Annotated in this window: 10 protein-coding genes and 1 pseudogene; all 11 read left to right on the top strand. The window is 64.7% G+C overall.

Annotated features, from left to right (window positions below; all coding sequences use genetic code 11):
• Positions 1 to 178: 178 nt before the first annotated feature.
• The 11 genes and pseudogenes from FME68_RS10415 to FME68_RS10465 all read left to right on the top strand — a co-directional run bounded on the left by FME68_RS10415 (position 179) and on the right by FME68_RS10465 (position 18,839).
• The gene (locus FME68_RS10415; protein ID WP_046647597.1) at positions 179 to 2,131 is read left to right on the top strand and encodes a glycosyltransferase; all 1,953 of its coding nucleotides are present in this window, start codon (positions 179 to 181) and stop codon (positions 2,129 to 2,131) included.
• Positions 2,121 to 2,647 (top strand): annotated as a pseudogene (locus FME68_RS10420) (phosphatase PAP2 family protein). The gene FME68_RS10415 and the pseudogene FME68_RS10420 overlap by 11 nt, the downstream one beginning before the upstream one ends.
• Positions 2,644 to 3,651: a decaprenyl-phosphate phosphoribosyltransferase gene (locus FME68_RS10425; protein ID WP_070754316.1), complete on the top strand. Its 1,008-nt coding sequence runs from the start codon at positions 2,644 to 2,646 to the stop codon at positions 3,649 to 3,651. Before FME68_RS10420 ends, FME68_RS10425 begins: the two are co-directional and overlap by 4 nt.
• A gap of 11 nt (positions 3,652 to 3,662) precedes the next feature.
• A complete protein-coding gene (locus FME68_RS10430; protein WP_158397504.1) occupies positions 3,663 to 5,408 on the top strand; it encodes an arabinofuranosyltransferase AftB family protein in 1,746 nt (581 codons plus the stop codon).
• A 144-nt stretch (positions 5,409 to 5,552) separates the two neighbouring features.
• Positions 5,553 to 6,584 carry an alpha/beta hydrolase gene (locus tag FME68_RS10435; protein ID WP_193394656.1) on the top strand — a complete coding sequence of 344 codons (1,032 nt, stop codon included), beginning with the start codon at positions 5,553 to 5,555 and terminating at the stop codon, positions 6,582 to 6,584.
• 294 nt (positions 6,585 to 6,878) lie between these two features.
• A complete protein-coding gene (locus tag FME68_RS10440; protein ID WP_371441011.1) occupies positions 6,879 to 8,792 on the top strand; it encodes an alpha/beta hydrolase-fold protein in 1,914 nt (637 codons plus the stop codon).
• An 8-nt stretch (positions 8,793 to 8,800) separates the two neighbouring features.
• Entirely contained in the window at positions 8,801 to 9,319 is a 519-nt protein-coding gene (locus tag FME68_RS10445) for a hypothetical protein (RefSeq protein WP_158397505.1), read from the top strand.
• 66 nt (positions 9,320 to 9,385) lie between these two features.
• Complete coding sequence (locus tag FME68_RS10450) at positions 9,386 to 10,318, top strand: cutinase family protein (RefSeq protein WP_049156975.1); 933 nt, start codon at positions 9,386 to 9,388, stop codon at positions 10,316 to 10,318.
• A 125-nt stretch (positions 10,319 to 10,443) separates the two neighbouring features.
• A complete protein-coding gene (locus tag FME68_RS10455; RefSeq protein ID WP_158397506.1) occupies positions 10,444 to 12,303 on the top strand; it encodes a FadD32-like long-chain-fatty-acid--AMP ligase in 1,860 nt (619 codons plus the stop codon).
• A 213-nt stretch (positions 12,304 to 12,516) separates the two neighbouring features.
• Complete coding sequence (locus FME68_RS10460; protein ID WP_158397507.1) at positions 12,517 to 17,295, top strand: type I polyketide synthase; 4,779 nt, start codon at positions 12,517 to 12,519, stop codon at positions 17,293 to 17,295.
• Positions 17,292 to 18,839, top strand: a complete 1,548-nt coding sequence (locus tag FME68_RS10465; protein WP_328287815.1) for an acyl-CoA carboxylase subunit beta — start codon at positions 17,292 to 17,294, stop codon at positions 18,837 to 18,839. Before FME68_RS10460 ends, FME68_RS10465 begins: the two co-directional genes overlap by 4 nt.
• The last annotated feature ends 522 nt before the right edge of the window (positions 18,840 to 19,361 follow it).

A 19,361-nucleotide genomic window follows, 5' to 3' on the forward strand; every position in this document is an offset into this window, starting at 1 on the left:
AGGCGCACCGTTCTTGCGCAAAGCTCGGCTGACGTGGACGTTGCAGTAGATTAAGGCGCGCGGATGCGGACAAGGAGTCATATAAGAGCAGCCGCGTGGGAACTCAGCGCAGCAGTACTTAACCACTAATCTGGGGTTCTGAATACTGTCGAAATCTGTGTGGAGAACCGAAGATATCGTGACTGCCAACAATTCTGCTGCGTACGAACCCGTACAGCGCATCCTGCTGCCCAAGCGTGGCGAGCCGGTCGACGTCCGCATGCTCTACCTCATCGAGTCCGAGCAGAACCGCGAGCGACTCAGCTGGAGCGGCCGCACCTCCGTGACCATCCCGGCTGGTGAGGAGGCCTCCTTCGAGACCTACTTCAACGCCTTCCCAGCCGCCTACTGGCGCCGTTGGTCCCAGCTGAAGTCCATCGTGCTGGCGATGGACGTCGAGGGCGAGGCCAACATTTCCCTCTACCGTTCCAAGCAGGACGGCCAGCGCATCGCCGTGGCCAACCACGTGGTAACCACCGGCCACCACGAGTTTGAGCTGCCCCTGAAGAACTTCGAGGACGGCGGCCTGCTGTGGTTCGATGCCTCTGCCGTTGAGGACACCGTGCTTAGCGACGCCGCCTGGTGCGCCCCGCACGCCCCGAACCCGCAGCTCCTGCCGGACGGCAGCGAGTACCCGGCGCAGGAGAAGCGCGTGGCCGTGGGCATTCCGACCTTCAACCGCCCCACCGACGCCGTCGCGGCGCTGCAAGCGCTGGCGGAGGATCCGGTGGTGGACGGCATCATCGACTACGTCCTCATGCCGGACCAGGGCAACCAGCACCCGGCGGACGAGCCGGGCTACGACGAGGCCGTGGCGCACTTCGGTGAGCGCTTCCGCGAGTTCCGCCAGGGCAACCTGGGCGGCTCGGGCGGTTACTCCCGCATCATGTTCGAGGCGCTGGAAAACACCGACTCGCCCTACATCCTCTACATGGACGATGACATCGCCATCGAGCCGGATTCCATCCTCCGTGCGGTCCAAGCAGCGCGCTACGCTGCCAAGCCCTTCATCGTGGGCGGCCAGATGCTCAACCTGCAGGAGCGCTCCCAGCTGCGTACCACCGGCGAGCGTGTGAACCGCGCTGACTTCATGTGGGGTGCGGCCGAGCACGCCGTCTATGACCACGACTTTGCCAAGTACCCGCTGCGCGCCATCGGTGACGCTCAGTCCCACCTCGACCCGAAGAAGTATGACTCCCGCGCGCTGCACCGCCGCGTCGACGTGGAATACAACGGCTGGTGGATGTGCCTCTTCCCGCGCGTCGTGGCGGAAAGCATTGGGCAGCCGCTGCCGCTGTTCATCAAGTGGGATGACACCGAATACTCCCTGCGCGCCGCCGCCCACGGCTTCCCCACGGTGACCTGGCCGGGCGCTGCCATCTGGCACATGGCGTGGGCGGATAAGGACGATGCCATCGACTGGCAGGCCTACTTCCACCTGCGCAACCGCCTCATCGTGGCGGCCCTCTACCACGAGGGCGATGCGCGCGGGATTACCAAGTCCATCTTCAAGTCCACCCTCAAGCACACCATGTGCATGGAGTACTCCACCATGGCCATCCAGCTGGAAGCCATGAAGGACTTCCTGGCCGGACCGGACCAGCTCTTCGACATCCTGGAGTCCTCGCTGCCGCGCATCGCCGCAATCCGCAAGGAGTTCCCGGACGCCGTCATCATCGATTCGGCGGATCAGCTGCCCGCGCCCACCGGCGCGCCGGGCGTGCCCACCCGCAATGTCGGTGGCCGCCTGGGCAAGATCAAGAAAATTCCGTGGCTCATCAAGTCCGCCAAGCACCTGGTCACCAAGGAAGACCCGGCACACCACGAAGCACCGCAGCTCAACCTCACCCCGGAGGAGGCCCGCTGGTTCACGCTCTCCCGCGTGGATTCCGCCACCGTCTCCACCGCGGGCGGCACTGGCGTGGCCTTCCGCAAGCGCGACCGCGAGCTGGCCCTCGAGCTGGTGAAGTCCACCCGCGAGCTGCTCAAGGAAATTGAGGATAACTTCGACGACCTGCGCGCCGAGTACCGCGCGGCTCTGCCGGAGCTGACCTCCCGCGAGTCCTGGCGAAAGGTCTTCGATGCCCAATAAGCTTTCTGTCGCCGAATCCCGTGTCCTCGAGAAGATCCAGGATGCGGCCTTCGATGCGCCCGGCGTTCTGCCCACGCGCGGGGTTTAAGCCACTTCGGCGAGCACGCCCTGGGCTGGCTGGCGCTCTCCGGCTTAGGTGCCGCCGTGAATTACCAGAATCCGGCGCGCCGCCGCCAATGGGTAGCTGTCGGTGCGGGTGCTTTCACGGCGCACGCGGCCAGCGTTGTGATCAAGCGCATTGTGCGGCGCAAGCGCCCGGACTATGACTACGTCAAAGTCGGCGTGAAAACCCCTTCTAAGCTGTCCTTTCCTTCTTCGCACGCGACGTCGACAAGCGCGTTCCTCGTGGGCGCCGCTTACGTTCTGGGAACCCCGGCACCGCTCGTTGGTGTGCCGGTCATGATGGCCTCGCGTATGGTGCTCGGGGTACATTACCCATCCGATACGGCGATCGGCGCCCTGCTGGGAGCCGCCACCGCGGAAGCATGCCATCGCTATGAAAGGAAGACCGCATGAGCGAACGTCCTAACCGCGTCGACGACGGTGAGCAGAGAGTCTTCCACTCTGAGCCGCACACCTCCGGCATCGATACCGGCCGCAAGCGCAAGCCGCCGAAAAACCTCGCCGATGGCATGGTGAAGGCGTTGCGCCCCAAGCAGTGGGTCAAGAACGTCCTCGTTCTCGCCGCCCCTGCGGCCGCGGGCGCGGATTCGCTGTTCCACACGCGCGTGCTTCTCGACGTCCTCCTCGCGTTCATCGTCTTCTGCATGGGCGCATCCTCCATCTATCTCATCAACGATGCCCGCGACGTGGAGGCGGACCGCGCGCATCCGACGAAGCGCTTCCGCCCCATCGCGGCGGGCGTGCTTCCAGTGAACTTGGCTTATGCCATGGCGGCGGTGCTCATCATCGGTTCGATTGGTCTGTCCTTCTTGGCCACGGCTGGTTTGCAGCTCGCCATCGTCATGGCCATCTACATCGGCCTGCAGCTGGGCTATTGCTTCGGATGGAAGCACATGCCGGTGATTGATATCGCCCTGGTGTCCTCCGGATTCATGCTGCGCACCATGGCTGGCGGTGTGGCCGCGGGCATCGTGCTCTCCCAGTGGTTCCTGCTGGTGGCCGCATTCGGTTCGCTGTTCATGGCCTCCGGCAAGCGCTACTCGGAGATCCTTCTGGCGGAGCGCACGGGCGCCAAGATCCGTAAGTCCTTGGAGGGCTATACGCCTACCTACCTGCGCTTCGTGTGGACTTTGGCCGCTACCGCCGTGGTCATGTCCTACTCGCTGTGGGGTTTCCAGCTTTCCAACGAGTCTGATGGCCCGGCCAGCGTGTGGTACCAGGTGTCCATGGTGCCATTTACCATCGCCATCCTGCGCTATGCCGCTGACGTGGACCGCGGCAACGGCGGTGCCCCGGATGAGATTGCCCTGGAGGATCGCGTCCTCCAGATCCTGGCCCTTCTGTGGCTGGCCTGTATTGCCATGGCGGTGTACATCATGCCGGTCATGATGGGCTAGACTCTCTCCTAATGCGAAAATCCGAATCACGTACCGCGGCGGCGCTCAGCGCGCTGGCCTCGGTCATCGTGATCGGAGTTTTCTCGTTTTGGGGCGGCTTTGCGCGCCGCTGGATTTCCGACGACGGCCTCATCGTCCTGCGCACCGTGCGCAACCTGGAGGAGGGCAACGGCCCCGTTTTCAACGCGGGCGAGCGCGTGGAGGCCAATACCTCGACGCTCTGGCAGTACCTCATCCTTCTTGCCCGCTGGGTCACCAACGCCCCGCTGGAGTCCATCGCCGTCAACCTGGGATTGCTTCTGGCGGTCGCGGCCATGATGTTGGGGGCGTGGGCCACAGCCCGGGCCTTCTTCCGCTCGGGCCAACTCGCCACTCCGCTTCTGGCGCCCGCGGGCGCGCTGGTCTACCTCGCGCTGCCGCCTGCCCGTGATTTCTTTACCTCCGGACTCGAGTGGGGCCTGTCCATCTTCTACCTCGCCGCCCTGTGGGCGTTGCTCCAGCACTGGGCGCAGTCTCGCGATAACGCCAGCGCCTACTGGCTGGCGCTGTGGGCGGGATTGTCCTGGCTCGTGCGCCCGGAATTCGCGCTCTACGGCGGGCTGGCCGGCCTGCTCCTCTTGGCGGCGCACCGCAACTGGAAAGTCTGGCTCGGCATTCTTGGCGCGGCCCTGCCCATCCCGGCGGGTTACCAATTCTTCCGCATGGGCTATTACGGCCTGTTGACGCCGCACACGGCGGTGGCCAAGTCGGCGTCGTCAAGCGCGTGGGGCAGCGGCCTGGACTATGCCGGTGACTTCGTTGGGCCGTATGCCCTGTACCTGCCCGTTCTCGTGCTGGCGGGTGCTGCGCTGTGGACCTTCCGTGCCCACCTGCGCCCGGCGGCCCTGCGAAGCTCCACGACCGTCACTTACCTGCTGGTCGGTGCGGCGGTGGTGCATGTGGTGTACGTGCTGCGCGTCGGCGGTGACTTCATGCACGGCCGCATGCTGCTGCTGCCGCTGTTTGCCGCCCTCCTGCCGGTCTTCGTGCTGCCGCTGAGAGGCCTGGTGTCTGGGCTCGCGGCAGCCTTCTGTGCGGTATGGGCCGTGGTGGTTGTGCTGCGCGGGCACCCCACGGACTGGGAGGCCTACGAGCAGCCGCTGTCCATCGTGGATGAGCGCGACTTCTGGACCTACGCCACGAACCGCGAGGCGGGTTACCCGCCGCGTTCGGCACGGGACTACATGACGATGAAGTTCATGCGCGGCTACGGGGAGGTCACCGAGAGGCTCGCGGACGGCGATGCCCTGGGTGTTATCTATGTAGAGGACAAGGAGAAGGACCTTCTTAATTGGCTCACCGTCCCGCGCGAGCCGGGCGCGGAGGAGCCGCCGACGGTCTACCTGGTCAATCTGGGCATGACCTCAATGAACGCGCCGCTCAACGTGCGGGTGCTCGACACCATCGGCCTGGCCACCCCGCTGGCCGCACGGATGCCCCGCGAGGAAGGCGGGCGTGTGGGCCACGACAAGCACCTCGAGCTGGAGTGGCAGGCGGCGCTGACGGGCGCGGACATCGAGTACCTCCCGCCGTGGTATGACAAGGAGAAGACTCGGCAGGCGCGGGCGGCGCTGGCCACCCCAGAGGTGCAGGAGCTTGTTGCTTCCTACAGCGAGCCCCTGACGTGGGAGCGCTTCCGCGCGAACCTGGCCTTCTCCGTGACCACGGGGCGCACCCTCATGTTTTCTGCCGATCCGGCCGATTACCCTGCCCACTAGCTTGAGGCGGGCTGGCAAATACCCCCACGGGGAGGCAAAAATTGCCAGGGTGCGTTACGCTACAAAAGATTCTTGTTATTGATCCGTAACTATCGCTGGCGTGTTGGCGATGTAGTAATGGCAGTAAAAATGTTAAGGAGAAACATGAGTTCACTAAGCTCTGGCCTGCGGACTCGGGTCCTCTCAGTGGTGGCCGCTATTGCCGTGGCCTTGGGCCTGGTCGTGACCGCCGGCACCCAGGAAGCATCCGCAGCTCACCGTGACTGGCTGCGCGCGGACGCCACCGGCACCTGCGAGTGGGATGGCATCGGCTTCTGGGTGCAGCGCTGCGATGTGTGGTCCCAGGCGATGGGCCGAAACATCCCGGTGCAGATCCAGCCAGCCAAGAACGGCGGCAACGCGGGCCTCTACCTGCTCGATGGTCTGCGCGCGACCGATTCCACCAACGCGTGGATCCATGACGTCAACGCCGCGCGCACCTACGTGGATCACAACATCACCCTGGTGATGCCGGTGGGCGGCGCTGGCTCCTTCTACGCGGACTGGAATGGTCCGGCTACGTACGATCTGGTCAAGCCGGTCAACTACCAGTGGGAGACCTTCCTGACGCAGGAGTTGCCGGCTTACCTTGAGGGCAACTTCGGCGTGGCCCGCAACAATAACTCCATTGCTGGTCTGTCCATGGGCGCTACCGCAGCGATTACCCTCGCTGGCAAGCACCCCGAGCAGTTCCGCCAGGCGCTGTCCTACTCTGGCTACCTCACCACGACGTTGCCGGGAGCTCAGACCTTTATGCGCCTGGCGCTTCTCGACGCCGGCGGCTTCAACATCAACGCCATGTACGGCTCCGTCATCAACCCGAAGCGCTTCAGCAATGACCCCTTCAACCTGATCCCGGATCTGGCTGCAAACGGAACGGATGTTTACGTGTCCGCCGCTTCCGGTGTTCCGGGGCCGCTGGATCAACAACGCTACCTGCCGCAGCACATCGCGTCCGGCATGGCGTTGGAAGCCTTCGCCAACGGCACCACCCGCCTGTGGGAGCTCAAGGCTCGGGCGATGGGTGTTCGCCTGCAGACGGATTACCCGGCCCAGGGCCTGCACAACTGGGAGCAGTTCGGTTACCAGCTGGAACGCTCCAAGCCGCAGGTGCTCAACGTTATGAACGCCTGGTAACTAGCTAGCCGCCGTGCCCTTGGGTGTGGCGGCTTTTTCATCCCACCGCTGGGCGTGTCCCCTACCGAAAGTCTCAAGTTAAACTTAAACTTGAGAACACACTAGACCGCTCACCACGCGTGCGGCGGCGAGTTCCGCAGGAGGGGAACCTGCGGAACTCGCTCGCGGCATCGCGTGCCCTTATCTCGATATACCCCTTAAAAGGACTCTTCAATGCCGAACACTGCGTCATCTCAGCCTCGCCGGTCCGCTAAGGATTCCGGCCTGCGTTCCCCGTCCGCAGCCCGCAAGGGCCTGACCATCGCTGCGCTGCCCACCGCCGTGGCAGTGGGCTTTGCGTTGCTGCCTATCGCAAACGCGCAGTCCTCAAGCTCCTCGAGCGAGGGCATTACCGACCTGCTGGGAAGCTCTAACTTCTCCGATTCTTTCGCCCCGTCCAACCCGCCGCAGCGTACTCCGGTGGAGACGGAGTACCCGAAGATCGAGGGCCTGCCGGAGGGCGTGTCCGTCTCTCGCGTGGAATATCTGACCAACCGCCACCTCAAGGTCTACATTAAGTCCGCTGCGATGCCGGACAAGGAGCAGGTCGTGCAGATTCAGCTCGCGCGCGATTGGTACTCCAGCCCGGACAAGACCTTCCCGGAGGTCTGGGCACTCGACGGCCTGCGCGCGCGTGACGATGAGTCCGGTTGGACCATCGAGACCAACATCCTGTCCCAGTACGCCGACCGCAACGTCAACCTCATCATGCCGGTGGGCGGCGAGTCCTCTTTCTACTCCGACTGGCAGAAGGAAGACAACGGCACCCACTACATGTGGGAGACCTTCCTGATGAAGGAGCTCATCCCGATCCTGGAGAAGGGCTACCGCTCCAACGGCAAGCGCGCCGTGACCGGTATCTCCATGGGTGGTACCGCCGCCATGAACCTGGCCGAGCGCAACCCCTGGGCCTTCAAGTATGTTGGCTCTTTCTCGGGTTACCTCGACACCACCACCACCGGTATGCCGGAGGCCATTACCGCCGCGCAGGCCGATGCCGGCGGATTCACCTCCACCAACATGTGGGGCGATCTCTACTCCCAGGACTGGATCGACCACGATCCGAAGCTGGGTATTGAAAACCTCAAGGACATGAAGGTCTACGTCTCTGCCGGCAACGGCAAGGACGACTACGGCCAACTCGGCTCCGTGGCTAAGGGTCAGGCCAACATGGCCGGCGTGGGCCTGGAAGCGATCTCGCGCATGTCCACCCAGACCTTTGTTGACTACGCCAAGCGCGCCGGCGTCGAGCCGGTCGTCAAGTTCCGCCCGACCGGCGTTCACAGCTGGGAATACTGGCAGTTCGAGATGACCGAGGCATGGCCCTACATCGCCGATTCTCTCGGCTTGGACAAGAGCGACCGTGGCGCGGACTGCACCCCGGTTGGGGCCATCGCTGAGGCCACCAAGTCCGGCATCATCGGCTCCTGCGTGAACAACGAGTATGACGTCGCCGAGCGCGGCAAGGCCCAGGACTTCCAGGCCGGTACTGCCTACTGGTCCCCGGAGACTGGTGCGCACGCCGTTATCGGCCGCATCGGCGCACGCTACTCCGAGCTCGGTGGCCCGACCTCCTGGTTGGGTTTCCCGAAGACCGGTGAGGAGAAGACCCCCGACGGTCGCGGACGCTACGTCCACTTCGAGCATGGCTCCATCTACTGGACCCCGGAGACCGGCGCCTGGCCTATCTCGAAGGACTTCTTCGACGCCTGGGGCAAGAACGGCTTCGAGGGCGGCGACCTCAAGTACCCGGTAGCCGAGCCGCGCAAGGTCGGCGACGGCGAGGTCCAGGAGTTCGAGGACGGCGTACTGACCCGCAATCCAGACGGTTCCTTCCACATCGTGCACGGTGCTATCGGCGCGAAGTACAAGGAGCTGAAGGCTGCTGACTCCGAGCTGGGCTTCCCGGTGGGTGAGGAGAAGGCCGTCAACGGCGGCTTCTTCCAGGAGTTCGAGCACGGCAACATCTACTGGTCCATGGACTCCGGCGCGCACTACATCCTCAAGGGAGAGATCTTCGATGAGTGGGGAAAGCACGGCTACGAGCAGGGCGAGTTCGGCTGGCCCACCGAGGATTATGCGACGATCCCGGCCGGCGGGCTGACCCAGACCTTCCAGCACGGTGTTATCCGCAAGGTCATGGGCCAGGTTCAGGCGGATAAGAAGTAGGGACGGCTATGCGATTTTTCTCCGCCCGTCCCGCTGCGGCAGCCGGCGCGGCCGTGTTGCTGGCCGCCGGCGCGCTGTTGACCGGCTGCGGTTCCGCCACCGTCGAGGAAGGTGAGGCCACCGAAACGTCGGTGGCGCCGCTGGAGCGCTCCTCGGGGGCGAGCGGTGAATCGTCGCCAAGCAAGGCGTCGTCCAGCTCAGCGTCGGAGTCCCCCTCCGAGCAGAGTGAGCGAGCGCAGGATGACGAGCCGGAGGACCGCGGTGCGCGCGAGATCTCCGAAATTCCCGCGCCCGCGCCTGAACAGGGCCCGGACCAGGACTTCCTGGCCGCAGTGGCTGAGAAGGGCGTGAACATCGACGGTGTGGAAGACCAGCTGGTGGGTGCCGCGCAGGCCTCCTGCCAGGGCGATACCGTCACCGTGCCCGCGGTGGCCGGGCAGCTCATCGAGCAGGGCCGCAGTGAACTCGGCCACGAAGAACTCGTCCAGCTCATCACCGAGCAGGGCCGCGCGCTCTGCGCTCAGTAATGTGGCAGGGATTTTCCAGTCAATCCCGCACCTTCCCAAGGTAGAAACTTCTTCATGCGTAAAACCATGCGTAACACACTGACCGTCCTTGCCGTGGTCGTCCTCCTCGCCCTGATTGGCGGGGGAGCGGTTCACTTCCTCAACACCCGCGAGGAAGGGGAACAAGGAAACCTTGCGGAGCCTGCCCCCTCCCAGGAGGAGGACAACACGGCCCCCGAGCAGCCGGACTGGTGCCCGCGCGTGGAATTCATCTCCGCGCCGGGAACGTGGGAATCCGCTGCGGACGATGATCCGATCAACCCGGGCGCGAACCCGAATTCCTTCATGCTCTCGATCACGAATCCCCTGAAGGAGGCCTACGTCCCCGAGGACGTCAAGGTGTGGACACTGCCCTATACCGCGCAGTTTAAGAACATCAACGCGCAGCACGAGATGAGCTACGACGATTCCCGCAACGAAGGCACCTCGCGCCTCGAGGGCGAGCTGACCTACATGCACGAGACCTGCCCGGACACGAAGTTCATCCTGAGCGGATTTTCGCAGGGAGCGGTCATCGCGGGTGATGTGGCGGACCGCATCGGCGGCGGCAATGGACCCATCCCCGCGGAGAGCGTGGCGGGTGTGGCCCTCATTGCGGACGGCCGGCGCCAGGACGGCGTGGGCATTAACCCGGGTGCGCACGTCGGCGGCGTGGGCGCGGAGATTGCCCTGCAGCCGGTGTCGACCTTGATTCAGGGCATCGTCCCGGGCGCCACCATGCGCGGTGCGCGCGCCAATGGCTTTGGGGAGTTGGCGGACCGCACTTTCCAAATCTGTGCGCCGAATGACTCTATTTGTGATGCGCCCCTGGACGTGAGCAACGGGCTCGAACGAGCGCGTGACCTCATCGACGCCAACGGCGTTCATGCACTGTATGCCTACAATCCGGACGTTATCGAAGGGGTCACCACCAACCAGTGGGTCACGCAGTGGGCTAAGGACACCATCGACGCGCAGTAGCGCTTGACGACGTCCCGCCCGCGCGCCATGTAACGTTCGGCACACTCCTTCTGATATTTTCAATGTCAAAAGTACGTGAAGCAGGGGTGCGCGCCCCTCTCTACCCTACGAAGGAGCTTTCCCACATGGACCTGAAAGCCTTGATCGGCCAGTTCTTCGACGACAAGGGCAACATCGCCCTGCCGCCTCACCTCACGTTGGCGGGGCTCGCCGAACACGTCTATGCCGCGGAGCAGCAGGCGGGAATCCCGGATCGCCCGGTCATGCGCCAGTGGGTCTATACCGATAATCCGGAGGGCACCCCGCGCGATATCACCCGCTCCCAGGTCAATACCCGCATCAAGGCGGTAGCAGCGCGCCTGCAGCAGGTGGGCACAATGGGGGATCGCGTGGCCATCCTGGCGGGCAACTCCCCCGAGTACATCTTCGGCTTCCTGGGCGCGATGTACGCCGGTATGACCCCGATCCCGCTCTATGATCCGAACGAGCCCGGCCACACCGATCACCTGCGGGCGGTCTTCGGCGATGCCAACCCGTCGATCGTGCTGACCAACAACACGTCCGCTGCCGCCAACCGCGCGTACTTCTCGGACCGCCCAGCAGCCGAGCGCCCGCGCATCATCTCCATCGACTCCCTGCCGGATTCGCTGGCACAGAGCTGGGTCAACCCGCTGGAGACGGAGGAAGGCAAGGCCGCGCTTGCCGCGCTACAGACCGCGCCGCTGGATCAGCCGGCCTTCCTGCAGTACACCTCCGGTTCCACCCGCACCCCGGCCGGCGTGCTGCTGACCAACCGCAACATCATGACCAACGTGCTGCAGATCTTCACCGCGGTACAGATTAAGCTGCCGGCCCGCGTGGTTTCCTGGCTGCCGATGCACCACGACATGGGCATCATCCTGGCGGTTTTCGTGACCATCCTGGGCGTCAACCTGGAGATCATGACGCCGCGTGACTTCGTCCAGCAGCCTAAGCGCTGGATTGACCAGCTCAAGCGTCAGCCCATCGATGAGCAGCTGCAGGGAACCTACGCCGTGGTTCCCAACTTCGCCCTCGAGCTTGCCGCGCGCTACGGAGCCCCGGCGGCTGGCGAAGAGGTGGACTTCAGCAACGTCGATGGCATCGTGATCGGCTCGGAGCCGGTCACGGAATCTGCGGTGAACTCCTTCTGGGAGGTCTTTGGCAAGGAGGAGTATGGCCTGCGCCGTGAGACCCTGCGCCCGTCCTACGGCATGGCGGAGGCCTCGCTGATCGTCACCACCCCGCAGACTCTGGAGCGCCCGATCATTTCCCACTTCGATCGCGAGCGTCTGGCCGAGGGCGAAGCGGTCATCGTCGAAAAGTCTGCGGACTCCGTGGCCTACGCCTCCTGTGGTCAGAGCGTCGTGGCCCAGCACCTGACTATCGTGGATCCGGAGACCAAGGTCGAGTTGCCGGATGGCCGCGTGGGTGAAATCTGGCTGCATGGAGAGAACCGTGCCGCCGGCTACTTGGACCGCGCGGAAGAAACTGCCTCTACCTTCCACAACACGCTGGGGGAGCGCCTGGCGGAGGGCACCCGCGTGCCGAACGCGCCGGAGGACAACAACTGGCTGGCCACGGGGGACCTGGCTGCGATTGTGGATAACCAGGTGTACATCACCGGTCGCCTCAAGGACCTCATCGTGGTGGCTGGCCGCAACCACTACCCGCAGGACATCGAAGGCACCGTGCAGGAGGCCTCGGACCACGTGCGCGCCGACTCCATCGCGGCCTTCTCCGTAGAAGGTGGCAGCACCGAGGAGCTCGTGCTGCTCATCGAGCGCGCCGACGACGCCAACCCGGCCGATGACGCCGCCGCATCCGAGGTCATCCGCTCCGCAGTCTCCGCGCACCACGGCGTGACCCCGGCCGTCATCCAGTGGTTCAACGCTAACGAAATCAAGCGCACCTCCTCGGGCAAGATTGCCCGCCGCGTGGCCAAGAAGAGCTACCTCGCCTCTTAAAGGCGCCGCACCCTCCAACCCCCGTTCCCCGCGTGAGCCGTGGGGGCGGGGGTTGCCGCTGCCTGTGGGTATGTCGGTTATGAGACCTAAGTTAACAAAGTGAGATAATCGTCCGATAACCCCTATAGACGCATCGATGTGCGCGCTTTTGTGCTGCGCAAAATCGACCGCATAGATAGAAAATTTTAGTCCGCGTAAGAAAGCTAGAGATTTATGACCGTTGAAGAGCTTCGTGGCTGGCTGCGCACCTGGGTTGCGCAGACCACCGGCCTGTCGGCAGAGGAAATCACGGACACCAAGCCACTGGAGAATTTCGGGCTGTCCTCGCGTGACGCAGTCGTCCTCTCCGGCGAATTAGAAAACCTCCTCGGGATTAAGCTCGAGCCCACCGTGGCCTACGAGTACCCCACCATTGCGCAGCTGGCAGAGCGCCTTGTCAACGGCGCAGCCGGCGCCCCGGCAGAAAGCGCGCCGGGAGCGGGGGCACCACGCTCGACCGCCATCGCGGGCGGGGACATCGCCGTCATCGGCTACGCCGGCCGCTTCCCAGGCGCCAAGAATGTCAACGAGTTCTGGAACATGCTCGTCGAAGGCCGCGCGGGCACCGGCCCGCTGCCCGTCGGCCGCTGGTCGGAGTATTCCTCTGACCCGATTACCAGCGAGAAGATGGAGCAGCAGAACACCGACGGCGGCTACATCGAGGACATCGCTTCCTTCGACGCCGAGTTCTTCGGCCTCTCCCCGCTGGAGGCGGCCAACATGGACCCGCAGCAGCGCATTCTCCTGGAGGTGGCGTGGGAAGCTCTCGAAGACGCCGGCCTGCCCGCCAACCAGCTGCGCGGCACCGCCACCGGTGTCTACATGGGCTCCACCAACAATGACTACGGCATGCTGATTACCGCCGATCCGGCGGAGATGCACCCTTATGCCATGACGGGTACCTCCTCGGCGATCGTGGCTAACCGCCTCTCCTACGCCTTCGACCTCCGCGGCCCTTCCCTCAACGTGGACACCGCCTGCTCGGCCTCCCTCGTAGCGGTCAACCAGGCGGTCAAGGACCTGCGCGTGGGCGCAGCCGATACGGCTCTCGCCGGCGGCGTGAATATCCTCGCCTCGCCGCACGCCTCCATCGGCTTTAGCGAGCTCGGCGTCACCTCGCCCACCAGTGCCATCCATGCCTTCTCCGACGACGCCGACGGCATCGTCCGCGCGGACGCCGCCGGCGTGCTCGTGCTCAAGCGCCTCGAGGACGCTGAGCGCGACGGCGACACCATCCACGCCGTCATCAAGGGCTCCGCGGTCAACTCCGACGGCCATTCCAACGGCCTGACTGCCCCCAACCCAGACGCGCAGGTCGACGTCCTCGAGCGCGCCTACGCTGATGCCGGCATCCGCCCGCAGGACGTCGACTACGTCGAGGCCCACGGCACCGGCACCATCCTCGGTGACCCCATCGAGGCCACCGCGCTCGGCCGCGTGCTGGGCCCGGGCCGCCAACCGTATAACCCGACCCTGCTGGGCTCCGCCAAGACCAACATCGGCCACTCCGAGTCCGCGGCCGGCGTGGTGGGCCTCATCAAGGTCATCGAGGGCATGCGCCACGGCGTTATCCCGCCAAATATCAACTACGCGGGCCCGAACCGCTATATCGACTTCGACGCCGAGCACCTCGAAGTGGTCGAAGACCCGCGCGAGTGGCCCGAGTACTCCGGCCAGAAAATCGCTGGTGTCTCCGGCTTCGGCTTTGGCGGCACCAACGCCCACGTGGTACTGACCGACTACCGCGGGCTGACCCACCAGGACGCCCCGCAGGTCGCCATCGGCGAAGGCCACCCGGTGGCCCTGCCCGTTTCCGGCCTGCTGCCCTCGCGCCGCGCCGCAGCCGCAGCCGACTTAGCGGACTACATCGAAGCCGAGAACCCGAACCTGCTCTCCCTGGCCCGCACCCTCGCGCGCCGCAACCATGGGCGCTCGCGGGCGGTAGTGGTGGCGTCGTCAAGCGAGGAAGCTATCAAGCGCCTGCGTCAGGTGTCCGAGGGAACCGTCTCCGTCGGCATCGCCGCGGCGGATTCCCCGACGGTGCACGGTCCGGTGTTCATGTACTCCGGTTTCGGCTCCCAGCACCGCAAGATGGCCAAGGACATGATTGCCCTCTCGCCGCAGTTCCTCGCGCGCTTGGAGGAGCTCGACGTCGTAGTCCAGCGCGAATCCGGCTGGTCCATCCTGGAGCTGGTTCATGATGACGAGCAGACCTACAACACCGAAACCGCGCAGGTAGCCATCACCGCCATCCAGATCGCGCTGACGGACCTGCTGGCCACCTTCGGCGTGCGCCCGGCGGGTGTGATCGGCATGTCCATGGGCGAGATCGGCGCGGCCTACGCTGCGGGCGGCATTAAGGCCGAGGAGGCCATGCGCATCGCCTGCCACCGCGCGCGCCTCATGGGGGAGGGCGAGGCCTCGCTTCCCGACGACCAGCAGGGCGCCATGGCCGTCGTCGAGCTCTCCGCCGAGGAGATCGACGCCCTGCCAGGCTCCATCGAGCCCGCCGTGTACACCGGCCCCGGCATGACCACCGTGGGCGGCCCGCGCGAGGAGGTCCTCGCGCTGGTGGAGAAGCTCGACGGCGAGGGCAAGTTCGCCCGCGCGCTCAACGTTAAGGGCGCGGGCCACACCTCCGCTGTGGATCCACTGCTGGGTGAGCTCTATGCGGAAATCGCCGGCATGGAAGCCGCTCCGCTGCACACGACGCTCTTCTCCTCCGTCGACCGCGGCAAGGTCTACCGCCCGGGTGCGGTGCTGCACGATGAGGATTACTGGATCCGCATGACCCGCAAGCCCGTCTACCTGCAGGATGCGACGGAGGCGGCGTTTGCGGCCGGGCACACGCAGATCGTGGAGATTTCCCCGAACCCGATTGCGCTCATGGGCCTGATGTCCACCGCCTTTGCCGCGGGCAAGGCGGATGCGCAGCTGCTTTACAGCCTGAAGCGCAAGATGGATCCCACCGAGTCGCTGCTGGACCTGTTGGGCAAGCTCTACGTCACGGGTACTCCGGTGGACTACACCAAGGTCTTCGGCTCCGGTGCGCTTGTCGCCGCCCCGCATACCCGCTTCCGCCGCCAGCGTTTCTGGACGAACGCTCGTCCTTCTTCTGGCGTATCCGGCCTGCCGGGAGCGCGCGTGACGCTGCCGGAGGGCGCGGTGGCGTTCTCCACGAACGCTGACCAGGCGCCGAGCGCGCTGGCCATCCTGGAGGCTGCCGCCGAGGCCGTGACCCCGGGCGCCCACATCGCGGCGAGCGAGGAGCACCTCGACCTGCCCGCGAAGGGCGAGGTCACCACGATTGTTCGCCGCACGCTGGGCGGGCTGTCGTTGGCGGTGCACTACGTGGATGGTGCGACGACCAAGCTCATCGCGGAAGGTTTTGCGTCGACGCTCAACCTTGCCGAACCCGCTGCGGCCCCAGAGCCGAGCCTGCCGCAGGCGGTGACCGCGCCGCAGTTCGCTGACCCCGATGTGGGCGCCGATGCCGTGCGCTGGGACCCGGAGAAGGAGAGCGTGGAGGAGCGCTTGGCGCTCATCGTGTCGGAGTCCATGGGCTACGACGTCTCCGATCTCCCGCGCGAGCTGCCGCTTATTGACCTGGGTCTGGATTCGCTCATGGGCATGCGCATCAAGAACCGCGTGGAGAATGACTTCCAGATTCCACCGCTGCAGGTGCAGGCGCTTCGCGACGCCTCCCTCGCCGACGTCATCACGATGGTCGAAGAGGCCGTGTCCGAGCAGCCCGATGCCTCCGCGCAGGCGCCGGCCGACGCGGTCGCTGATACACCTTCCGCGCTCACCGAGGCCGACCACACCGGCGCGAACGACACCACCGTGAGCGCGAAGAGCGGCGAAGGCGTCGGCGTCGCACCGCGCGATGCTTCGGAGCGCATGGTCTTCGGCACCTGGGCCACCTTTACGGGCAAGGCCGCGGCTGGCGTGACCTCTGCGCTGCCGCAGGTCAGCGATGAGGTCGCCGCAAAGATTGCCGAGCGCCTCACCGAGCGCGCCGGCATCGAGGTCACCGCACAGCAGGTCCAGGAAGCCGAAGCCCTGGAGAACTTGGCAGACCTGGTCCGCGAGGGCCTGGAGACCGAGGTAGAAGGCAATATCCGCGTCCTGCGCGAGGCCGATGGTCCGGCCGTCTTCATGTTCCACCCGGCCGGCGGCACCACCGTGGTCTACCAGCCGCTGACCCGCCGCTTGCCTGCCGACGTCGCCGTCTACGGCGTGGAGCGCATCGAGGGCAGCCTGGAGGATCGCGCCGCCGCCTATATCGAGGACATCCTGCACTACGCGCGCGGGCGCAAGGTCGTGCTTGGCGGCTGGTCCTTCGGCGGTGCGTTGGCCTATGAGGTGGCCTACCAGCTGCAGGAGCGCGCCGCCCGCGGCGAGGATACTGCTGAGGTTGCCTTCATCGCTCTGCTGGATACCACCCAGCCGGCGCATCCGGCCCCGAAGACGCTGGAGGAAACCAAGGCTCGTTGGGGCCGCTATGCCGCCTTCGCCAAGAAGACCTATGGCCTCGACTTCGAGCCGCCCTACGAGATGCTGGAAACCGTGGGCGAGGATGCGCTCATGGCCATGCTCGCGGAATTCCTCAGCTCCACCGACGCCTCCGAGCACGGCCTGTCCGCCGGCGTGCTGGAGCATCAGCGCGCATCCTTCGTGGACAACCAGATTCTGGGTTCGCTGGATATGGGACGGTGGGCGTCGGTAAGCGCGCCCGTCATCCTCTTCCGCTCCGAGCGCATGCACGACGGCGCCATCGAGCTCGAGCCGGCCTATGCCGAAGTTAACCCGGACGGTGGCTGGGGCGTTATCGTGAAGGATCTGGAGATTGTGCAGCTGCCGGGGGACCACCTGGCGGTTCCCGACGAGCCGGCAATCGGTATCGTGGGCAAGCACATGGAGGATTGGATCGAGGAGAAGATTCGGAAGTGACTAGCACCGCTGACAAGCTAGCGGACCTGCGCGAGCGCCTCGAGCGTGCCCAGGACCCCGGCAGCGAGCGCTCCCGGGCGCGCCGCGACGAGGCCGGACGTTCCACGCCGCGCCAACGTATCGCCGCGCTTCTCGACGAAGGCTCCTTCGTCGAAACCGGCGCCCTGGGCAAGACCCCCGGTGACCCGGATGCGATTTACTCCGACGGCGTGGTCACCGGCCACGGCCGCATCAATGGCCGCCCGGTGTGTATCTACGCGCACGATAAGACCGTGTATGGCGGTTCCGTGGGTGTGACCTTTGGTAAGAAGGTCACCGACATCATGGATTTGGCCATCAAGATTGGCTGCCCGGTCATCGGTATCCAGGATTCCGGCGGTGCGCGCATCCAGGACGCGGTGACGTCTCTGGCCATGTACTCCGAGATTGCCCGCCGCCAGCTGCCGCTTAGTGGCCGTAGCCCGCAGATTTCCATCATGATGGGTAAGTCCGCTGGTGGTGCGGTGTATGCGCCGGTGACCACGGACTTCATCATCGCCGTCGATGGTGAGGCGGAGATGTACGTGACGGGCCCGAACGTGATCAAGGAGGTCACGGGCGAGGAAATTTCCTCCCACGACTTGGGCTCCGCGCGCCAGCAGGAGCTCAACGGCAACGTCTCCGTCGTGGTGCCCTCGGAAGATGAGGCCTTTGACCTGGTTCGTGACTTGCTGGATCACCTGCCGCTGACCTGCTTCGACGAGTCCCCGGTCTTTGACGCGCCTACTGATGAGGAAGTAGCTGAGGATACTGAGCTGGATTCTTTCATGCCGGATGACACGAACGCTGGCTATGACATGATGGATTTGCTCACGCAGCTTGGCGACGACGACGATCTCATCGAAATCCAGGAGAACTACGCCCCCAACGTCATCACCGCTTTTGGTCGCATTGATGGCAAGGCCGTGGGCTTTGTGGCGAATAACCCGATGCATTCGGCGGGCTGTATTGATGCGGATGCCGCCGATAAGGGCGCGCGCTTTATCCGTATCTGCGATGCCTACAACATCCCACTGGTCTTTGTGGTTGATACGCCGGGTTACCTGCCGGGCGTGGATCAGGAGAAGGCGGGCTTGATTCACCGCGGCGCCAAGTTTGCGTTTGCGGTGGTGGAGGCCACCGTGCCGAAGGTCTCGTTGATTGTGCGCAAGGCTTATGGCGGCGCGTACGCCGTGATGGGCTCGAAGAACCTGACCGGTGACATCAACTTGGCGTGGCCGACGGCCCAGATTGCTGTGATGGGCTCGGCCGCCGCGGTGGTCATGATTGCGGGCAAGCAGCTCGAGGCCGCCGAAACCCCGGAGCAGCGCGCCATGACGAAGAAGATGTTCATGGACTTCTACGACGAGACCATGACCGCGCCCTATGTCGCCGCGGAGCGTGGCTACCTCGATGGCATGATTAAGCCCTCCGAGTCGCGTCTAGCCCTGCGCCGCGCGCTGCGCCAATTGGCTGATAAGCAGGAGAAGGACCTGCCCAAGAAGCACACCATCTCCCCGCTCTAGCGCATCGCCAGCGCCGGCGGGATGGTTGCCCTGCCGAATTCTCTACTGGGGCGGTCAACCTTGTAGCTTGCCGCGGTGCTGGGTAGGAGCTGTGGCCGGTTAGGGCCATTCCCCAAAAACCTGCCGGATTTTTCGCGTAAGGCGTAACGTCAGAGGCATACTCGCACGATAGACATTAAGTCTAGGTCATCGAATAAAGGAGAACTCTCATGCTGTCTAGCGTTATTGACCTCAGTGGCGACATCATCAACCTCGTCATCATGCTGCTCAACCGCGCCGGTGTTACCGTCTCCGGTTCTTCCCTGAGCTCGAAGTAAGCTCTACGCGAACAGCACCCCTCTGCACGGACCCTTCAGGCCGTGCAGAGGGGTTTCGTTTTATGTTCGATTGGTTGGCGTTTCTGGTGAACACGACGGCACTAGGCTTATGCTGGGCGAACTCCGGACAAATCGGAGGTTGCTAGGCGCCATTTTGCCCTTTGGAGAAGCTCAATCCGTGGTTTCGCTTAAGATAAATAAAACA

Origin of the sequence: Corynebacterium hiratae (genome assembly GCF_009708045.1) — a bacterium.
Classification (GTDB): domain Bacteria; phylum Actinomycetota; class Actinomycetes; order Mycobacteriales; family Mycobacteriaceae; genus Corynebacterium; species Corynebacterium hiratae.